This window comes from Paenibacillus sp. FSL W8-1187, from assembly GCF_037965485.1.
Lineage (GTDB): Bacteria > Bacillota > Bacilli > Paenibacillales > Paenibacillaceae > Paenibacillus_O > Paenibacillus_O pasadenensis.
The window spans coordinates 872003-886393 of the sequence record NZ_CP150181.1; the positions used below are offsets into that span (position 1 = coordinate 872003).

Genomic DNA, 14391 nt, shown 5'->3' on the forward strand with positions numbered 1-14391 from the left:
GTCCGCGCCCGAACGGCCGCGCCCCAGGCCCTGCTCCCCGGATCCGATCCGGCGGCAGGGCTTTTCGCGTTCGGCAGAGGCTTCACTTTTCCGGCGAAAGCCGGCAAAAATCCGGAAACATGCCGGCTGCGCGCCCTCGGCGGCGGCTTGCGTGCTATACTTTCTAATAAAAACTCGGCCTAGGGCCGAGACCGCCATCCGCATCCGAAGGAGGTCCGGCATGCCGCGCCTGAACCGAATTAGAAGCGCTTACAACAATCTGTCGATCCATCACAAGATGCTGCTGCTGCTGTCGGTGCTGATGATCGGCTGCTTCGTGTTCTACCAGCTCGTGCTCGGCTATGTGTTCCGAATCTACGACCGCCAGATCTACGAGAAATCGTCGCAGGTGCTCGGCACGTCGTCGATCGCCATCGAGAACCGGCTGCGGGAGGTGGAGGGACTCAGCTTCCGCGTGCTGGCCGACCCGGTCATCCAGCAGGCGCTCGGCAAGCTGAGCGGCTCGCCGACGTCGTACGAGCAGAACGTGCTGCGCAAGCGGGTCGCCGACCAGCTGATCAGCTATGCCGGATCGGAGAAGGATGTCTATTCGATCCTGCTCATCGACACGCGCGGCATCCCGATCTCCGCGGGCAACCGCGAAGGCATCACCGCCGGCATGCAGCTCGATCTGGTCGCGCTCGCCGAGCGGACGGACGGGGCGCATGCGTGGAAGGTGACCGCGGACAAGCGGGCGGCGCTGCTCTCGGTGCGCAAGATCCGCTCGTTCACGACGCAGAACCTGACGTTCGACAACCTGGGCACGCTGATCATCCGGACGCGCATCGACCGCATCATCGAGGATCAGATGGATACGGGCCCGGGCCAGGCGCGCCTCATCCTGACGGACGGCAAGGACATCATCTATCCGCTCGCGGACGACATGCCGCTGACGGCCGCGGAGGCGGCCCGCACCGCCGCGCAGGGCAAGCCGTACGGCGTGGAGTCCTATGCCGGAGGCGAGTATTTCACGGCGCTCATGGCGTCCAAGAACATGGGCTGGACGTATTTGTACGTCACGCCATTCGACGAGATGTTCCGCCAGCTGACCGCGGTCAAGCGGATCGTGCTGGCCAGCTTCGTCGCCATCTTCCTCGCCGCGCTGCTGCTCGGCGCGATGCTTTCAAGCAGCATCAACCGGCCGATGCTGCTGCTGCTGCGCAAGATGCGGCAGATCGAGAAGGGCCAGCTCGACCGGCTCGAGGAGCAGTCGCTCGGCGCGGTGCCGGAGCTGTCCCATCACGAGGCGGGCATCCTGCATCGGACGTTCACGATGATGCTGCAGCGCATCCGCGAGCTGATCGACGAGAACTACGCCAAGCAGCTGACGATCCGCGAGGCGGAGCTGAAGGCGCTGCAGGCGCAGATCAATCCGCATTTCCTGTACAACACGCTCGAGTCGATCAACTGGCAGGCCAAGATGAACGGGCAGAGAAGCATCTCCGAGATGGTCGAGGCGCTCGGCCATCTGATGCGCAGCTCGATCAGCGGCACCGAGGACCTGCTCCCGCTGGAGCAGGAGCTGGAGCTCGTGCGCAGCTACGTCACGATCCAGGCGATCCGCTACGAGGAGCGGCTGGACTTCCGGCTGGAGGCGGAGGAGGAGGCGCTGCCGGCGCTGCTGCCCAAGCTGACGCTGCAGCCGCTCGTGGAGAACGCCGTCCACTACGCGCTGGAGCCGATGATCGAGCCATGCGTCATCACGGTGAGCGCGTCCACGTCCGGAGGCCGGCTGCGGCTGGCCGTATCCGATACGGGGCCGGGCATGCCGCCGGAGTTCGTGGAGCGGCTGCGCCGGGGCGAGGTGCGCACGCGCGGTCAAGGCATCGGCCTGGCGAACATCGCCGAACGGCTGCGGCTGACGTATGGAGGCGACGCGAGCCTCGAGATCGAAAGCGCCGAGGGCAAGGGAACGACGGTCAGGCTGGACATGCCTTATACGGAGGAAAGGGAGGAGACAAGCCATGCGAAGCGTGCTGCTGGTCGATGACGAAAGGCTGATCGTGGAGGGCATCGCCAAAGTGCTGGACTGGAGCGGGCTCGGCCTGCGGCTCGCCGGAACGGCGCGCAACGGGCTCGAGGCGCTGGAGGCGATCGAGCGGGAGCGTCCCGACCTTGTGCTGACCGACATCCGGATGCCGGGCCTCGACGGGCTCGGCCTCGTGGAGCGGACGGCGGAGCGGCATCCGCGCATCCGTTTCGCGATGCTGACCGGGTACAAGGACTTCGACTACGCCCGCCGCGCGATGCAGCACGGCGTCCGCCACTACCTGCTCAAGCCATGCAGCGAGCAGCAGATCGGCGAGGCGCTGACGGAGCTGGCGCGGGAGCTGGAGGAGGAGGACGAGCGGGACGGCTTCCTCTCGGAGATGGAGCAGCGCTACCGCCGCATGCTGCCGCATGTGAAGGAGCAGTTCCTCAAGGAGTTCATCACGAACCGCACCTACGGCAGCCGCGATCTGGCGCTGTACCAGAGCCTGTTCGGCATGGAGCTGGACGGCCGGCCCGTGCGGCTCATGCTGCTCAGCCCGGCGGGCGAGCCGGATTACGCGCAGCTGTTCGCGCTGTCCAACATCGCGGCGGAGCTCATCCCCGGCATCCTGCTCAGCACGACGATCGACGGCACGCTGCTGGTCGTGCTGGACGACGGCGGCGAGCCGGACGACGAGGCTGCGCGCGGGACGGACGGGGCGGTCGAGGCGGTCGGGACGATGCGGGTTAAGGAGGCCAAAGCCGGCTCGCCGCAGCGGCTCGCGCCGGAGCTGGAGGCGCGCATCGGCCGCGTGCAGGAAACGTTCCGGCGCTTCTACAAGCTGGAGGCGACGGCCGCGCTCAGCAGCGCGGGCCGGATGGTCGAGGCGCGCCGGCTGTATCGCGAGGCGCGGGAGTGCCTCGCGCACCGGTTCTACGTCGGCGACGACAGCCTCATCGTCCGCAGCGACCTGCCGGCGGCGCAAGGCGCCGAGGCGCTGCCGGAGCCGGACGAGGAGCGGCTCTGCCTGCTGCTGCGCTCCGGCCTGGCGGACGAGGCGCGCCTGGAGATCGAGCGCTTTCTCGGCGAGCTGGCGGAGCGGCGGGCGGCGCTGCCGGCGGCCCGCTCCTGCGTGCTGCAGCTGTATGCGGCGATGATCCGCGTCTGCCCCGAGGCGGAGGCCGAGGCGTTCACGCTGCGGGCGGCGGAGCTGTCCGGCATCGACACGCTCGCCGGGCTCGGCGAGTTCGTCACGGACAGCGCGATGCGGCTCGCCGACCATTACCACCGCCTGACGCTGAGCCGCCAGTCGTCGGCCGTCGAGCGGCTGATCGCGATTATCGAGCAGGACTACGCCGATTCCGGCCTGACGCTCGGGGCGGTCGCGGCCGGCCAGCTGTTCATGAACGCCGACTATGTCGGCAAGATGTTCAAGAAGGCGACCGGGGAGAGCTTCTCCGCCTACCTGAACCGGCATCGCATCCGCGAGGCGTGCCGGCATATCCGCAGCGGCGGAGACGCGCGCGTCGCCGAGCTGGCGGAGCGGTTCGGCTTCGGCGACAACGCGCCTTATTTCAGCCAGGTGTTCAAAAAATGGACGGGACGGACGCCGAGCGAGTTCAAAAAATGCCCCTCTGATTTTTAACGGGATGGCTCTGCTTTTTGGATTCCGGGAGCAAGCCGGACTTGAGACAATAGAGCCAAGGGAAGAAAGAAAGCGCTGACAGCCGGCGGGCAAGCGACCGAGCCGGCAGCGCCTTCGGCTTCCGACTTGCCAACCAAGGGGAGATCATGCGATGAAAAGAAGAATGCTCGGCCTGCTGGCCGCCGTTACGCTCGCCTCTACAGCCCTATCCGCCTGCAGCTCCGGCAACGACGCGCCGGCCGGCGGCTCCGCAGACGATCCCGTATCGCTGCGCATCGCCTGGTGGGGCTCGGATTCCCGCCACGCCTATACCCAGCAGGTCATCGACCTGTATACGAGCAAGCATCCGAACGTCAAGATCGACGTGGAGTACGCGTCCTTCGACGACTACTGGAAAAAGCTCGCTCCGCAAGCGGCGGCGAAGCAGCTGCCGGACATCGTGCAGATGGACATTTCCTACATCAGCCAATACGCCAAGAACGGCCAGCTCGCCGAGCTCGAGCCGTACCTGAACAACCAGATCCAGGTCGGCGACGTCAGCGAGAGCGTGCTCGGCACGGGCCTGCTGGGCGGCAAGCAGTACGGCATCCCGATCGGCGTCAACGTGCTTGGCTTCCACTACGATCCGGAGCTGCTGAAAAAGGGCGGCATCGACAGCATCCCGGCCGACTGGACGTGGGAGAAGTACGAGGAGATGGCCCGGCAGACCGGCTCCAAGGGGCTGTACTTTGACTCCGGGTTCGCGCCGGACATCTTCTTCAACTACTACCTGCGCACGAAGGGCGAGACGCTCTACAACGAGGAGGGCAACGCGCTCGGCTACGACGACGACAAGCTGTTCACGGACTTCTTCCGCATCCAGGCGGATCTCGTCAAGGAAAAAGCGCTGCGCTCGCCGGATTACCTGAACCAGATCAAGGGCGTCCTCGAGGAGTCCGACCTCGTGAAGGGCACCGGCATCGGCGTCTTCCAGTGGTCCAACCAGTTCGTCGGCCTGCAGAAGGCCGCCGCCCGCCCGCTCGCCCTGGCTCCGATGATGGGGCCGGACATGGAGAAGGGCATCTACATGCAGCCGAGCATGTACTGGGCGATCACGAACAACTCCAAGGCCAAGGAGGAGGCGGCGAAGTTCATCGACTTCTGGGTGAACGACGTCGAGGCGAACAAGATCATCAAGGGCGAGCGCGGCGTGCCGATCAGCTCCGCGATCAAGGAAGCGATCGCCGGCGAGCTCGACGAGCCGGTCAAGCAGGTGTTCGATTTCGTCTCCGAGATGGAGCCGAAAGCCTCGCCGATGAGCCCGCCGCCGCCGACCGGCTCGCCGGAAGTGATCGCCGCGCTTGCCGACCTCATCGAGGAGCTGAACTTCGGCCGCATCACGCCGGAGCAGGCCGCGGCCTCGTTCCGCAAGACGGCCAGCGAAGTGCTCGCCGCCAACAAATAGAGAAACGTCCGGCCGCGGCGCTGCGAGCAGCGGGGCTTTCCCCGAACCGGAGCGGCGCGCTGCGGGACGGGGGAGCAAGGGCTTGAGGGGAGAAGCCGCCGTCCGGGCGGCTTTTCTCCTCTGCGGGGACGCTGGGCGCCTGCGCGCCCCGCGCCCGCTGCCGGCCCGCCGGGCTTCCGCCGCCGGATGAGAAAGGAGAGAGACCATGCTCAAGCGAAACACCGCGCTCCGCAACGATCTGACCGGCTATGCCTTCATCAGCCCGTTCGTCATCGGCTTCCTGGCCTTCACGCTGATCCCGATGTTCATCTCGCTCTACCTCAGCTTCACGAGCTACAACCTGTTCAGCGCTCCGCGCTGGATCGGGCTCGACAACTTCGTCAAGATGTTCACTGGCGATCCCAAGTACATGAACTCCCTGCGCGTGACGTTCCTGTACGTCTTCGTCGGCGTGCCGCTGCGGCTCATGTTCGCGCTGTTCATCGCGATGCTGCTCAACAACGGCTCGCGCCTGATCGGGACGTACCGCACGCTGTTCTACCTCCCGTCGATCATCGGCGGCAGCGTGGCCGTATCGATCATGTGGCGCAACATCTTCGGCAGCGAGGGTATCGTCAACAGCGCGCTGATCGCGATCGGGCTCGGCCCGGTCAGCTGGTTCGGCGATCCGAACGCGGCGCTCGGCATGCTCGTCACGCTCTCCGTCTGGCAGTTCGGCTCGTCCATGCTCATCTTCCTGGCGGGCCTCAAGAACATCTCGCCGGAAATGTACGAAGCCGCAGGCGTCGACGGCGCGGGCCCGGCCCGGCGCTTCTTCCGGATCACGCTGCCGCTGCTTAGCCCGATCATCCTGTTCAACCTGATCATGCAGACGATCAGCGCCTTCATGACGTTCGTGCCCGCCTACATCATCTCCAAGGGCGAGGGCGGCCCGATGGACGGCACGATGCTCTACTCGCTGTACCTGTTCCGCCAGGCGTTCATGTTCAACAACATGGGCTACGCCTCGGCGATGGCGTGGGTCATGCTGATCATCGTCGGCATCATGACCGCCGTGCTGTTTTTCGTCTCCAAGTACTGGGTGTTCTACGAGTCGGAAGGGGGGCGCTGACCGATGGCCTGGAAAACGATCAAATGGCCCGTCTATCATCTGTTCGCCATCGCGCTGGCCGTGCTCATGCTCTATCCGGTGCTGTGGATGCTCATGAGCAGCTTCAAGGAGAGCCGGCTCATCTTCGTCACGGCCGAGTCGCTGCTGCCGGACAAGTGGGTGTGGAGCAACTACGCCGACGGCTGGAAGGGAACCGCGGGCTACCCGTTCATGACGTACATCTGGAACTCGCTCGTCATCGTCGTGCTGTCGACGATCGGAGCGGTGCTGTCGAGCTCGCTCATCGCCTTCGGCTTCGCGCGGCTGAGCTTCCGCGGGCGCAACCTGTGGTTTGCGCTCATGATGGTGACGCTCATGCTGCCGCATGACGTCGTGCTCGTGCCGCAGTACGTCATCTTCACCAAGCTCGGCTGGCTCAACTCGATCGCGCCGATCGTCGTGCCGCAGTTTTTCGGCATCCCGTTCTTCATCTTCCTGATGGTGCAGTTCATCCGCACGATTCCGCGCGAGCTTGACGAGGCGGCGACGATCGACGGCTGCGGCAAGCTGCGGCTGTACGCCCGGATTATCCTGCCGCTGCTGCGCTCCTCGCTGGCGACGGCGGCGATCTTCTCCTTCTACTGGCGGTGGGAGGACCTGCTCGGTCCGGTGCTCTACCTCAACTCTCCGGACAAGTACACCGTCTCGATGGCGCTCAAGATGTTCCTCGACAGCGAGTCGACGTCCAACTGGGGCGCGATGTTCGCGATGTCGATCGTCAGCCTCGTGCCGGTCATCGCCCTGTTCTTCGCGTTCCAGAAGCATATCGTGCAGGGCATGGCGACGAGCGGGCTGAAGGGATGAGCGGCATGGAAGAGGAAGCGGCAAGGACGAACGCGGAGCTGCCGGATGGAGAAGCCGGAACGAAGGGATGAGCGGCATGGAAAAGGAAGCGGCAAGGATGAACGCGGATCTGCCGGATGGAGACGCCGGGGCGCGCCAGGACGGAGCTGCGCCTGTCGAGGGCGCCAGGCGGCAAGCGGGCGAAGCGCCCGAAGCAAGCGCCGCCGAGCCGCCGGCAACGGGCCGGGGCGCGGCGGAGCTGCGCTTCGCCTTCGGGCCGGGCGAGCCGCCGCCGGGCGCGGCGCAGGTGCGGGCAGACGATGCTTACAGCGACGAGCGCGGCTGGGGCTTCGAGCCGGGCTCGACTGTGCACGAGCGGCTGCGGCCCGGCGGCGAAGGCATCCTGATTCCGGCGCAGGCCGTATTCGCCGTGGCAGTGCCGGACGGCATCTATCACGTCCGAGTGCGCTGCGGCGACGAGCGGCATGCGACGTCGACGAGCGTGAGGCTCGGCGAGGGCAGCCTCGTGCTGCCGCTGCTGGAGCGTCCGGCGGGCGTCTACGCCGAGGAGCTGTTCGCTGCGGCCGTGCGGGGCGGCCGGCTGCGGCTGCGGCTGTCCGGCAAGGCGCCGCGGCTGTGCGAGCTGACCGTGACGCCGGCTCCTCAGGCGGTCGGGCTTTTTCTCGCCGGAGATTCCACCGTCTGCGACCAGCCGGCGTCCGGCTATCCGTATTTCGGCTGGGGACAGGCGCTGCCGGCGCGGTTCAAGCATGACGTCGCGGTCGACAACCACGCCGTCTCAGGGCGCAGCTCGCTCAGCTTCATTCGCGAGGGGCGGCTGGAGGCGATTCTGGAGCGGCTGAAGCCGGGGGACTGGCTGTTCGTGCAGTTCGGGCACAACGACCAGAAGAACGACGCCGAGCGGTTCACCGAGCCGTTCGGCAGCTACAAGGACACGCTGCGCCGTTATGTGAGCGGCGCTCGCGAGCGGCAGGCGCATGCGGTTCTCGTCACGTCGATGCAGCGGCGCGATTTCGATGCCGAGGGACGGCTGCGGGATACGCATGGCGACTATCCGGCCGCGATGCGCGAGCTGGCCGCCGAGGAAGGCGTGCCGCTGATCGACCTGGCGGAGCTCAGTCGGGAGCTGTTCGAGGCGGCCGGTCCCGAAGGCACCAAGGACGACTTCATGTGGCTGCTGCCCGGCGAGTCGCTGAACCACCCATCCGGCACGCGCGACAACACGCATTTCCAGGAGCGCGGTGCCGTCCGCCTCGCCGGCCTCGTGGCGGCGGAGATCCGCCGGCTCCGGCTGCAGCCGCTGGCCATGTACCTGCGCGAGAGCGCGGAGGGCCCGGGCTCCATTTGACGCGGGCGTGCAGTCCGCTGCCGGCCGGCCGTGGACCGTGGAGGATCCGTTCCAGCCCGCGTCGAAAAGAAAGCGGCAGGCGCGTCGTCGCCGACGCTGACATCCGACATCCGACATCCGACATCCGACAACCGACAACCGACAGGAGGAGCCATCATGTCCCAAGCTTTAGGCAGCCGCAGCTGGATCATCCCGGACGGCTACATCCCGCCGCTCAGCAGCGGGTCGCTGGAGAGCCACGAGAGCATCTGCGTGCTCAATGCCGGCGACGAGCCGGCCGAGCTGGAGCTGACCGTCTACTTCGAGGACCGCGAGCCGCTCGCAGGCATCGTCGAGACGGTGCCGGGCCGCCGCACCCGCCATATCCGCACCGCCGGCCTCGCCAGCGGCGGCGAGCGCATTCCCGCGGGCGTGCCCTACGCCGTCACCGTGGCGAGCTCGGTGCCGGTCGTCGTGCAGTACAGCCGGCTCGACTCGACGCAGCCGGAGCTCGCGCTCATGAGCGTCATGGCGCATCCGCTGGAGCGGAGCTGAGCCGGGCGGGGATGCTGGCGCGTGGAGGACAGCGTTCGCTTTGATCTCATAAAGCCGGCAGCAAAAGCAGACCGCCCACCTTCGAGGTGCTGGCGGTCTGTTTTTGCTTGATCTGTATGATGGATCATCCCGATTTTGATCGTCTGGCGAACGCAGGGATCGTTTTGTGCGATTTATCGTACAAACGATGATGCTCGCTTGTCTATCCGCCGCCGGCTCGGTAAAGTAAATCTATGGCATTCCGCAGCGGGAAGAAGGCTGCGAGCCGGGACAGACTTCGCCGGGGAGAGGAGGCGCCGCGATGCTCATCTATTTCTTCGCCTTGCTGGCCGCCGGAGCGGCGGCGCTGCTGGCGCGGCCGCGCGAGGCGGAGAGCCGCTGGGCGGCGGCGTTTCTGGCGCTGGCCTCGCTGGGCGGCGCCGCTTCCTGGCTGGAGCGGGCGGGCCAGCCCGCAGGAGCAAGAGCGCTGGAGCTGCTCAACGCCTGCCTGACGCCGTGGGCGGTGCTCGTGTTCGCGCTCGTCTGGAGCGGACTGCTCGCCGGGACGGGCGGGGCGAGCGGCGGAAGCGGACGGAGCGTCGCGACGGGCCGGACGAGCGGCGGAAGCGGATGGCGCGTCGCGACGGGCGGGACGAGCGGCGGAAGCGGATGGCGCGTCGCGAATGGCGGCGCCAGCCCGCTCGTCGCCCTGATCCTGCTGCTGCCGCCGCTAGTGTCGCTGGGCGAGGCGCTGCTGCGGGGAGGCGGTCCCCATTACGGGCTGCTGCTCGTCTGGACCGCTCCGTACTATCTTGCCGCATGCGCCGCGATGATCCTGGCCGTGCGCCGCGAGGCGCATCCGCTGAAGCGGCGCTCGCGGGCGATCATGGCCGTCATCATGGTGCCGACGCTGCTCGCGGTGCTCGGGCTGATCAATGTCGGGCGGGCGATCTCGCCGGACTTCGATTTTTTCCGGTATGTATCGCTGTTCATCGTCTTCTCGATGGGCGCCGCGGCGGCGGGGCTGTTCCTGTACGGCGTGCTCGGCATCCGGCTGCGGCTGGAGCGAGATCCGCTGGAGAGCGCGATGCGCGCCGCCGGCCTCGGAGCGTCGATGCTCAACCACTCGCTCAAAAACGAGCTGGGCAAGATCAGCCTCGCCTCCGAGCTGCTGCGGCGGGAGCTGGAGCGCGGGGATGCCGCCAAGGAGCCGGCTGCTCCTGCAGCCGTCGGCACAGACCCTGCACCTGCAGTCGCGGCTCCTGCAGCGGAGCCTCCCCCGGCGTCGGCGCCTCCGCCATCGAAGCCGGCGGTCCGCGGAGCCGAGCAGCTGCAGCAGATCCAGCGCTCCGCCGGCCGCATGCTGGAGACGGTGGAGCGGCTGCAGACGCAGCTGAAAGCGATCCGCTGGCAGGCGGAGCCGGTGCGGCTGCCCGAGCTGCTGGCGCGCGCGGCGGAGCGGAGCGCTCCGCTCGCCGCGTCCCGGGGCGTTCAAGTGAGCGTCCGGTCCGGGGGCGTGCCGGAGGTGGCGTTGGCGGATCCTTTTCACCTGGAGGAATCGCTCGTTAATCTGCTCGCGAATGCGATCGAAGCGACGCCGGCTGGCGGCGAGGCGGTCGTGAACGCGCAGCGGCAGCGCCGGCGCCTGCTCATCCGGGTGGACGATACGGGCGAGGGCATCGCGGCGGAGCGGCTGGCGCAGGCGTTCGAGCCGTTCTACAGCACGAAGAGCGGGCGCATGAACTACGGCATCGGGCTGTCCTACGCGCATCAGGCGATGCGGATGGCGGGCGGCAGCGTGCGGCTGGAGCGCCGGGAGGGCGGCGGCACGAGGGCGGAGCTGCGGCTGCCGCAGCTCGGCAGGCAGGGCGGAGAGGAGGAGCGGCGATGAGAGATTCGGAGGCGAGGCCCCCGAGCACAGGCGGAGAAGCGGCGGAGGAAGCGCGGGAGCGGGAATCCGGGAACGGAGGCGCGGACCGGGGCGAGTGCCGGGGCGAGTACGGCCGCGCCGTGCGGGAGCCGGACGGGAAGCGGCATAATGCGGCGTCGATCCGGCTGCTGATCGTCGAGGACGACCCGGAGTGGGTGCGCTCCATGACGCTGTACCTGGAGGCGGAGCCTGACCTGGTAGTGGCGGGCTGGGCGGCGGGGCCGGAGCAGGCGCTTGAGGCGGCCCGCTCGCTCGACTTCGACGCGGTGCTGATGGACATCCAGCTCGGTGACGGCATGCGGGACGGCATCGCGGTCGCGGCCGACCTGCTGGAGCTGCGCGAGGTGCCGATCGTCATGCTGACCTCGGTCGGGGACGAAGCGATGATGACGCGCTCGTTCGGAGCGGGGGCGGCGAGCTATGTGGAAAAAAGCCGCTACGCGGACCTGCCGGCCGCGATCCGCGACGCGGTGCGCCGTCCGGCGCCGATGCAGGCGCTGCTCAAGGAATTTCGCCGCCTGAAGCGGGAGGAACGGCTGCAGCCGCTGACGCCGGCCGAGCGCGAGGTGTTCGAGCTGATCGAGGATGGCCGCACGCAGGCCGAGATCGGGCGGAAGCTGTTCAAGAGCGAGAGCACGCTCAAGAACCAGGTGAACCGCATCCTCAAGAAGCTCGGCGCGAGCTCGAGCCGCGAGGCCGTGCGCCGGCTGCGCCGGGGCGACGACCGCGAGCCGGACGGCGGCGAGCAGCGGTAGGAGATTCGTTTCGGCGGAGGATCAGAGGCGCGAGGAGCGCATGAATCGAAAGGCTTGCGCCTGGCAAGCTTTTTTTGGCGTGGAGGGACTCTGGCGGGCTGTCCCGGAGTCCGTCATGCCGCAGCCTTGAAGCGGGTATTTTTGACGAGAACCGCGCGTGCTAACGTCATTTTTGCCTTTAGGGAGCGAGGTTCGTCGGCATCAGCGCATCCTAACGTCATTTTTGCCTTTAGGGAGCGCGGTTTGTCGGCATGAGCGCGTGCTAACGTCATTTTTGCCTTTAAGGAGCGCGGTTCGTCGGCAGCGCAGCGTCCTCAGCACCATGTTCAATGATCCGAAAGGTTAGCCCGCTGCGCAAGCCGAGCCTTTCTCCGGTTCCACTGGAAGCCGGATGCCCGGATTTTCCGACGTCCCAGGCGAAGGCCATCCGACTTCCAAGAGGACCTCTCTGTCGCTTCTACGAAAGGCATCGGCTCGTTCCGCTCCCCTCGTTTGCATGATTTGGGGGACCATGGCCTGCGCCAGCGATGAGGAACGTTCATGAGGCCGGAATTCCAATACGACCCACGAATGAAGAGTGGATAAGGTAGCGGACAAATTGCGCGATCAGCTCGGCATGCAGGCGAACTGGCGGAACGACTCGGAAAAATCGAGCATACGGGCATGTAGACGGGACGGAGGGGGGAGCGGGCATGGACAGTAAAGGAAAGGAGTCCGTGTCCCGCCAAACGCTCTCTGCAGAAGCCAGAAGCGAGACGGAGTTCGTGTGGAAGAAGGAAGCGGCAGCGGTTTTTTTGGCGTGGAGGGTCTCTGGCGGGCTGTCCCGGAGTCCGTCATGCCGCAGCCTTGAAGCGGGAGCCGCATCCGCCGGGACGCGGAGTGGAGGCGCAGCGGCAGAGGGCCTATGAAACTGGGGCCTGCCGCGAAAGCAGCCGCAGCGGTACGATGATGGCAGATCAGGGACGACCACGGACAGCCGTCCCGCGAAGGGAGGGAGCCGCATGAGGCCGATCGAGGCGGTGGCGCTGGTGGACGGGGAGTGCGCGCTATGCGGCGGGCTGGCTCGTTTCGCGGCCAAAAGAGAGCGCGCGGGCGGACTTCGCTTCGCCGCTCTCCAGTCGGAGGAGGGGCAGTATCTGCTGCGCGGCCACGGGCTCGACGGAGCGCGGACGGACAGCTTCGTGCTGCTGAAGGACGGGCGCGCCTACGCGCGCTCGTCCGCCTCGCTCGAGCTGTTCCGGCTGCTGGACGGGGGGTGGCCGCTGCTGAGCGCCCTTCGCCTCGTGCCGCGGCCGCTGCGCGACGCCGCTTACGCCGGCATCGCCGCCGTGCGGCATCGGCTCGGCCGGCTGACTGGAGTCGGCGCGCCGATCGGCGTGCACGGAGCAGCTTGCTCCGTGGAGCAAGGACGCGAGCTGAGCGGCCGGCTGCTGCAAGGCATGGAGCAGGCGCGGACGTTTCGGCTCGGGCAGGAGCGGCTGGCGGTGAGAGAGGATGCTGCGGCGGCATCGGAGACGGGAGGCGGAAAAGATGCGTGAGCGGAAGATAGAGGCTGCGGCGGAAGCCCGCCGCCAGCCGGAGCAGGTGGAGTCGTCGGCGGAGGCTCGCAGGCAGTCCGGTCGGCCGGAGCCGCCAGCGGAAGCCGGCCGCCAGCCGGAGCAGGTGGAACCGTCGGCGGAGTCTCGCAAGCAGTCCGGTCGGCCGGAGCCGTCCGCCGATGCTCGCAGACCCGTTGGCAAGCCCGTATACGTCGAGCTGGCCATGCGCTGCACGATGGAGGAGCTCTGGCGGCATACGCAGCAGCCGGAGCAGCATGAGCGCTGGGACCTGCGCTTCAGCTCGATCCGTTATCTCCCGCGCGAGGAAGGCGAAGCGCAGCGCTTCCTCTACACGACGCGCATCGGCTTCGGGCTGGCGATCCGGGGCAGCGGCGCGACGCGCGAGCGCACCGGTCCGGATGGCGTACGGGTATCCGCGCTGCAGTTCCAATCACCGCAAAGGCTGTCGCTCATCCGCAGCGGCGCCGGCTTCTGGCGGTACGAGCCGGGCGAGCGGCCCGGCGAGCTGCGCTTCCTGACGCGCTACACGTACTCGACCCGCTTCGGCGCGTCCGGCCGGCTGCTGGACCGCTTCGTCTTCCGCCCGCTCATGGGCTGGGCGACCGCCTGGAGCTTCGACCGGCTCCGCCTCTGGCTCGAAAAAGGCTGGGCGCCCGAGCTGACGCTGCGCCTCGCGCTCGTGTACGCCGTATCGCTGGCGCTGCTCTCCGGGCTGTGGCTGTACGAAGGCCTCGTGCCCAAGCTGCTGCTGCCGTCGTCGGAGGAGCTGCGTCTGCTGCATGGCCTCGGCTTTTCGCCGGAGGCGGCCCGGATGTCGCTGGCCGCGCTTGGGCTCGGCGAAGCGGCGCTTGGAGCGGCGCTGCTGCTCGGCCGCTCCGCCCGGCTGCTGCGCTGGCAGGGCGTGCTGCTCGCCGCGCTTGCCGCCGGCGCGCTGATATCCCGCCCGGAGCAGCTGGCCGAGCCGTTCAGCGCGCTCACGCTGACGCTGCCGATGCTCGGCCTGAGCGCGGCCGCGCTGCTGGCGCAGCCCTTCGTCCCGCGCGCCGGCCGCTGCCGCCGCCAGCCGCCGTCCGCATCGGAAGCGGCTCGGCGCCGAGCGGATGCCGATTCGCCGCTCCGCTCGCGTTCGGGCGCGGACGGATCGCACGGTGCCGCTGACATCCCACTCGACTTCGAAAGGAGCCTTTTCGATGATCCGTCCTCCCGCTGATTCCAGCGCCTCGATCACGCCC

General features: G+C 67.6%; 11 protein-coding genes. All 11 read left to right on the top strand.

Annotation, left to right across the window (positions count from 1 at the left end; genetic code table 11):
* The first annotated feature begins 220 nt into the window (after positions 1 to 220).
* Positions 221 to 2029 carry a sensor histidine kinase gene (locus NYE40_RS03875; RefSeq protein WP_228551249.1) on the top strand — a complete coding sequence of 603 codons (1809 nt, stop codon included), beginning with the start codon at positions 221 to 223 and terminating at the stop codon, positions 2027 to 2029.
* Positions 2004 to 3656 carry a response regulator gene (locus NYE40_RS03880; protein ID WP_101808523.1) on the top strand — a complete coding sequence of 551 codons (1653 nt, stop codon included), beginning with the start codon at positions 2004 to 2006 and terminating at the stop codon, positions 3654 to 3656. Before NYE40_RS03875 ends, NYE40_RS03880 begins: the two co-directional genes overlap by 26 nt.
* A 151-nt stretch (positions 3657 to 3807) precedes the next feature.
* Positions 3808 to 5100: an ABC transporter substrate-binding protein gene (locus NYE40_RS03885; protein WP_028600083.1), complete on the top strand. Its 1293-nt coding sequence runs from the start codon at positions 3808 to 3810 to the stop codon at positions 5098 to 5100.
* A 205-nt stretch (positions 5101 to 5305) separates the two neighbouring features.
* Entirely contained in the window at positions 5306 to 6211 is a 906-nt protein-coding gene (locus NYE40_RS03890; protein WP_028600084.1) for a sugar ABC transporter permease, read from the top strand.
* Between the two features lie 3 nt (positions 6212 to 6214).
* On the top strand, positions 6215 to 7054 hold the full coding sequence (locus NYE40_RS03895; RefSeq protein ID WP_028600085.1) for a carbohydrate ABC transporter permease: 840 nt from the start codon (positions 6215 to 6217) through the stop codon (positions 7052 to 7054).
* Positions 7055 to 7151: 97 nt separating this feature from the next.
* Positions 7152 to 8402, top strand: a complete 1251-nt coding sequence (locus NYE40_RS03900; protein ID WP_153782780.1) for a rhamnogalacturonan acetylesterase — start codon at positions 7152 to 7154, stop codon at positions 8400 to 8402.
* 156 nt (positions 8403 to 8558) lie between these two features.
* On the top strand, positions 8559 to 8936 hold the full coding sequence (locus NYE40_RS03905) for a sensory rhodopsin transducer (RefSeq protein ID WP_028600087.1): 378 nt from the start codon (positions 8559 to 8561) through the stop codon (positions 8934 to 8936).
* Between the two features lie 301 nt (positions 8937 to 9237).
* Positions 9238 to 10806, top strand: coding sequence for an ATP-binding protein (locus NYE40_RS03910; RefSeq protein WP_153782781.1), 1569 nt, complete (start codon positions 9238 to 9240; stop codon positions 10804 to 10806).
* Complete coding sequence (locus tag NYE40_RS03915) at positions 10803 to 11600, top strand: response regulator transcription factor (RefSeq protein ID WP_153782782.1); 798 nt, start codon at positions 10803 to 10805, stop codon at positions 11598 to 11600. The genes NYE40_RS03910 and NYE40_RS03915 overlap by 4 nt, the downstream gene beginning before the upstream one ends.
* 1001 nt (positions 11601 to 12601) lie before the next feature.
* Positions 12602 to 13138 carry a DCC1-like thiol-disulfide oxidoreductase family protein gene (locus tag NYE40_RS03920; protein WP_084137487.1) on the top strand — a complete coding sequence of 179 codons (537 nt, stop codon included), beginning with the start codon at positions 12602 to 12604 and terminating at the stop codon, positions 13136 to 13138.
* Entirely contained in the window at positions 13131 to 14369 is a 1239-nt protein-coding gene (locus NYE40_RS03925) for a DoxX-like family protein (RefSeq protein ID WP_228551250.1), read from the top strand. The genes NYE40_RS03920 and NYE40_RS03925 overlap by 8 nt, the downstream gene beginning before the upstream one ends.
* Positions 14370 to 14391 lie beyond the last annotated feature (22 nt).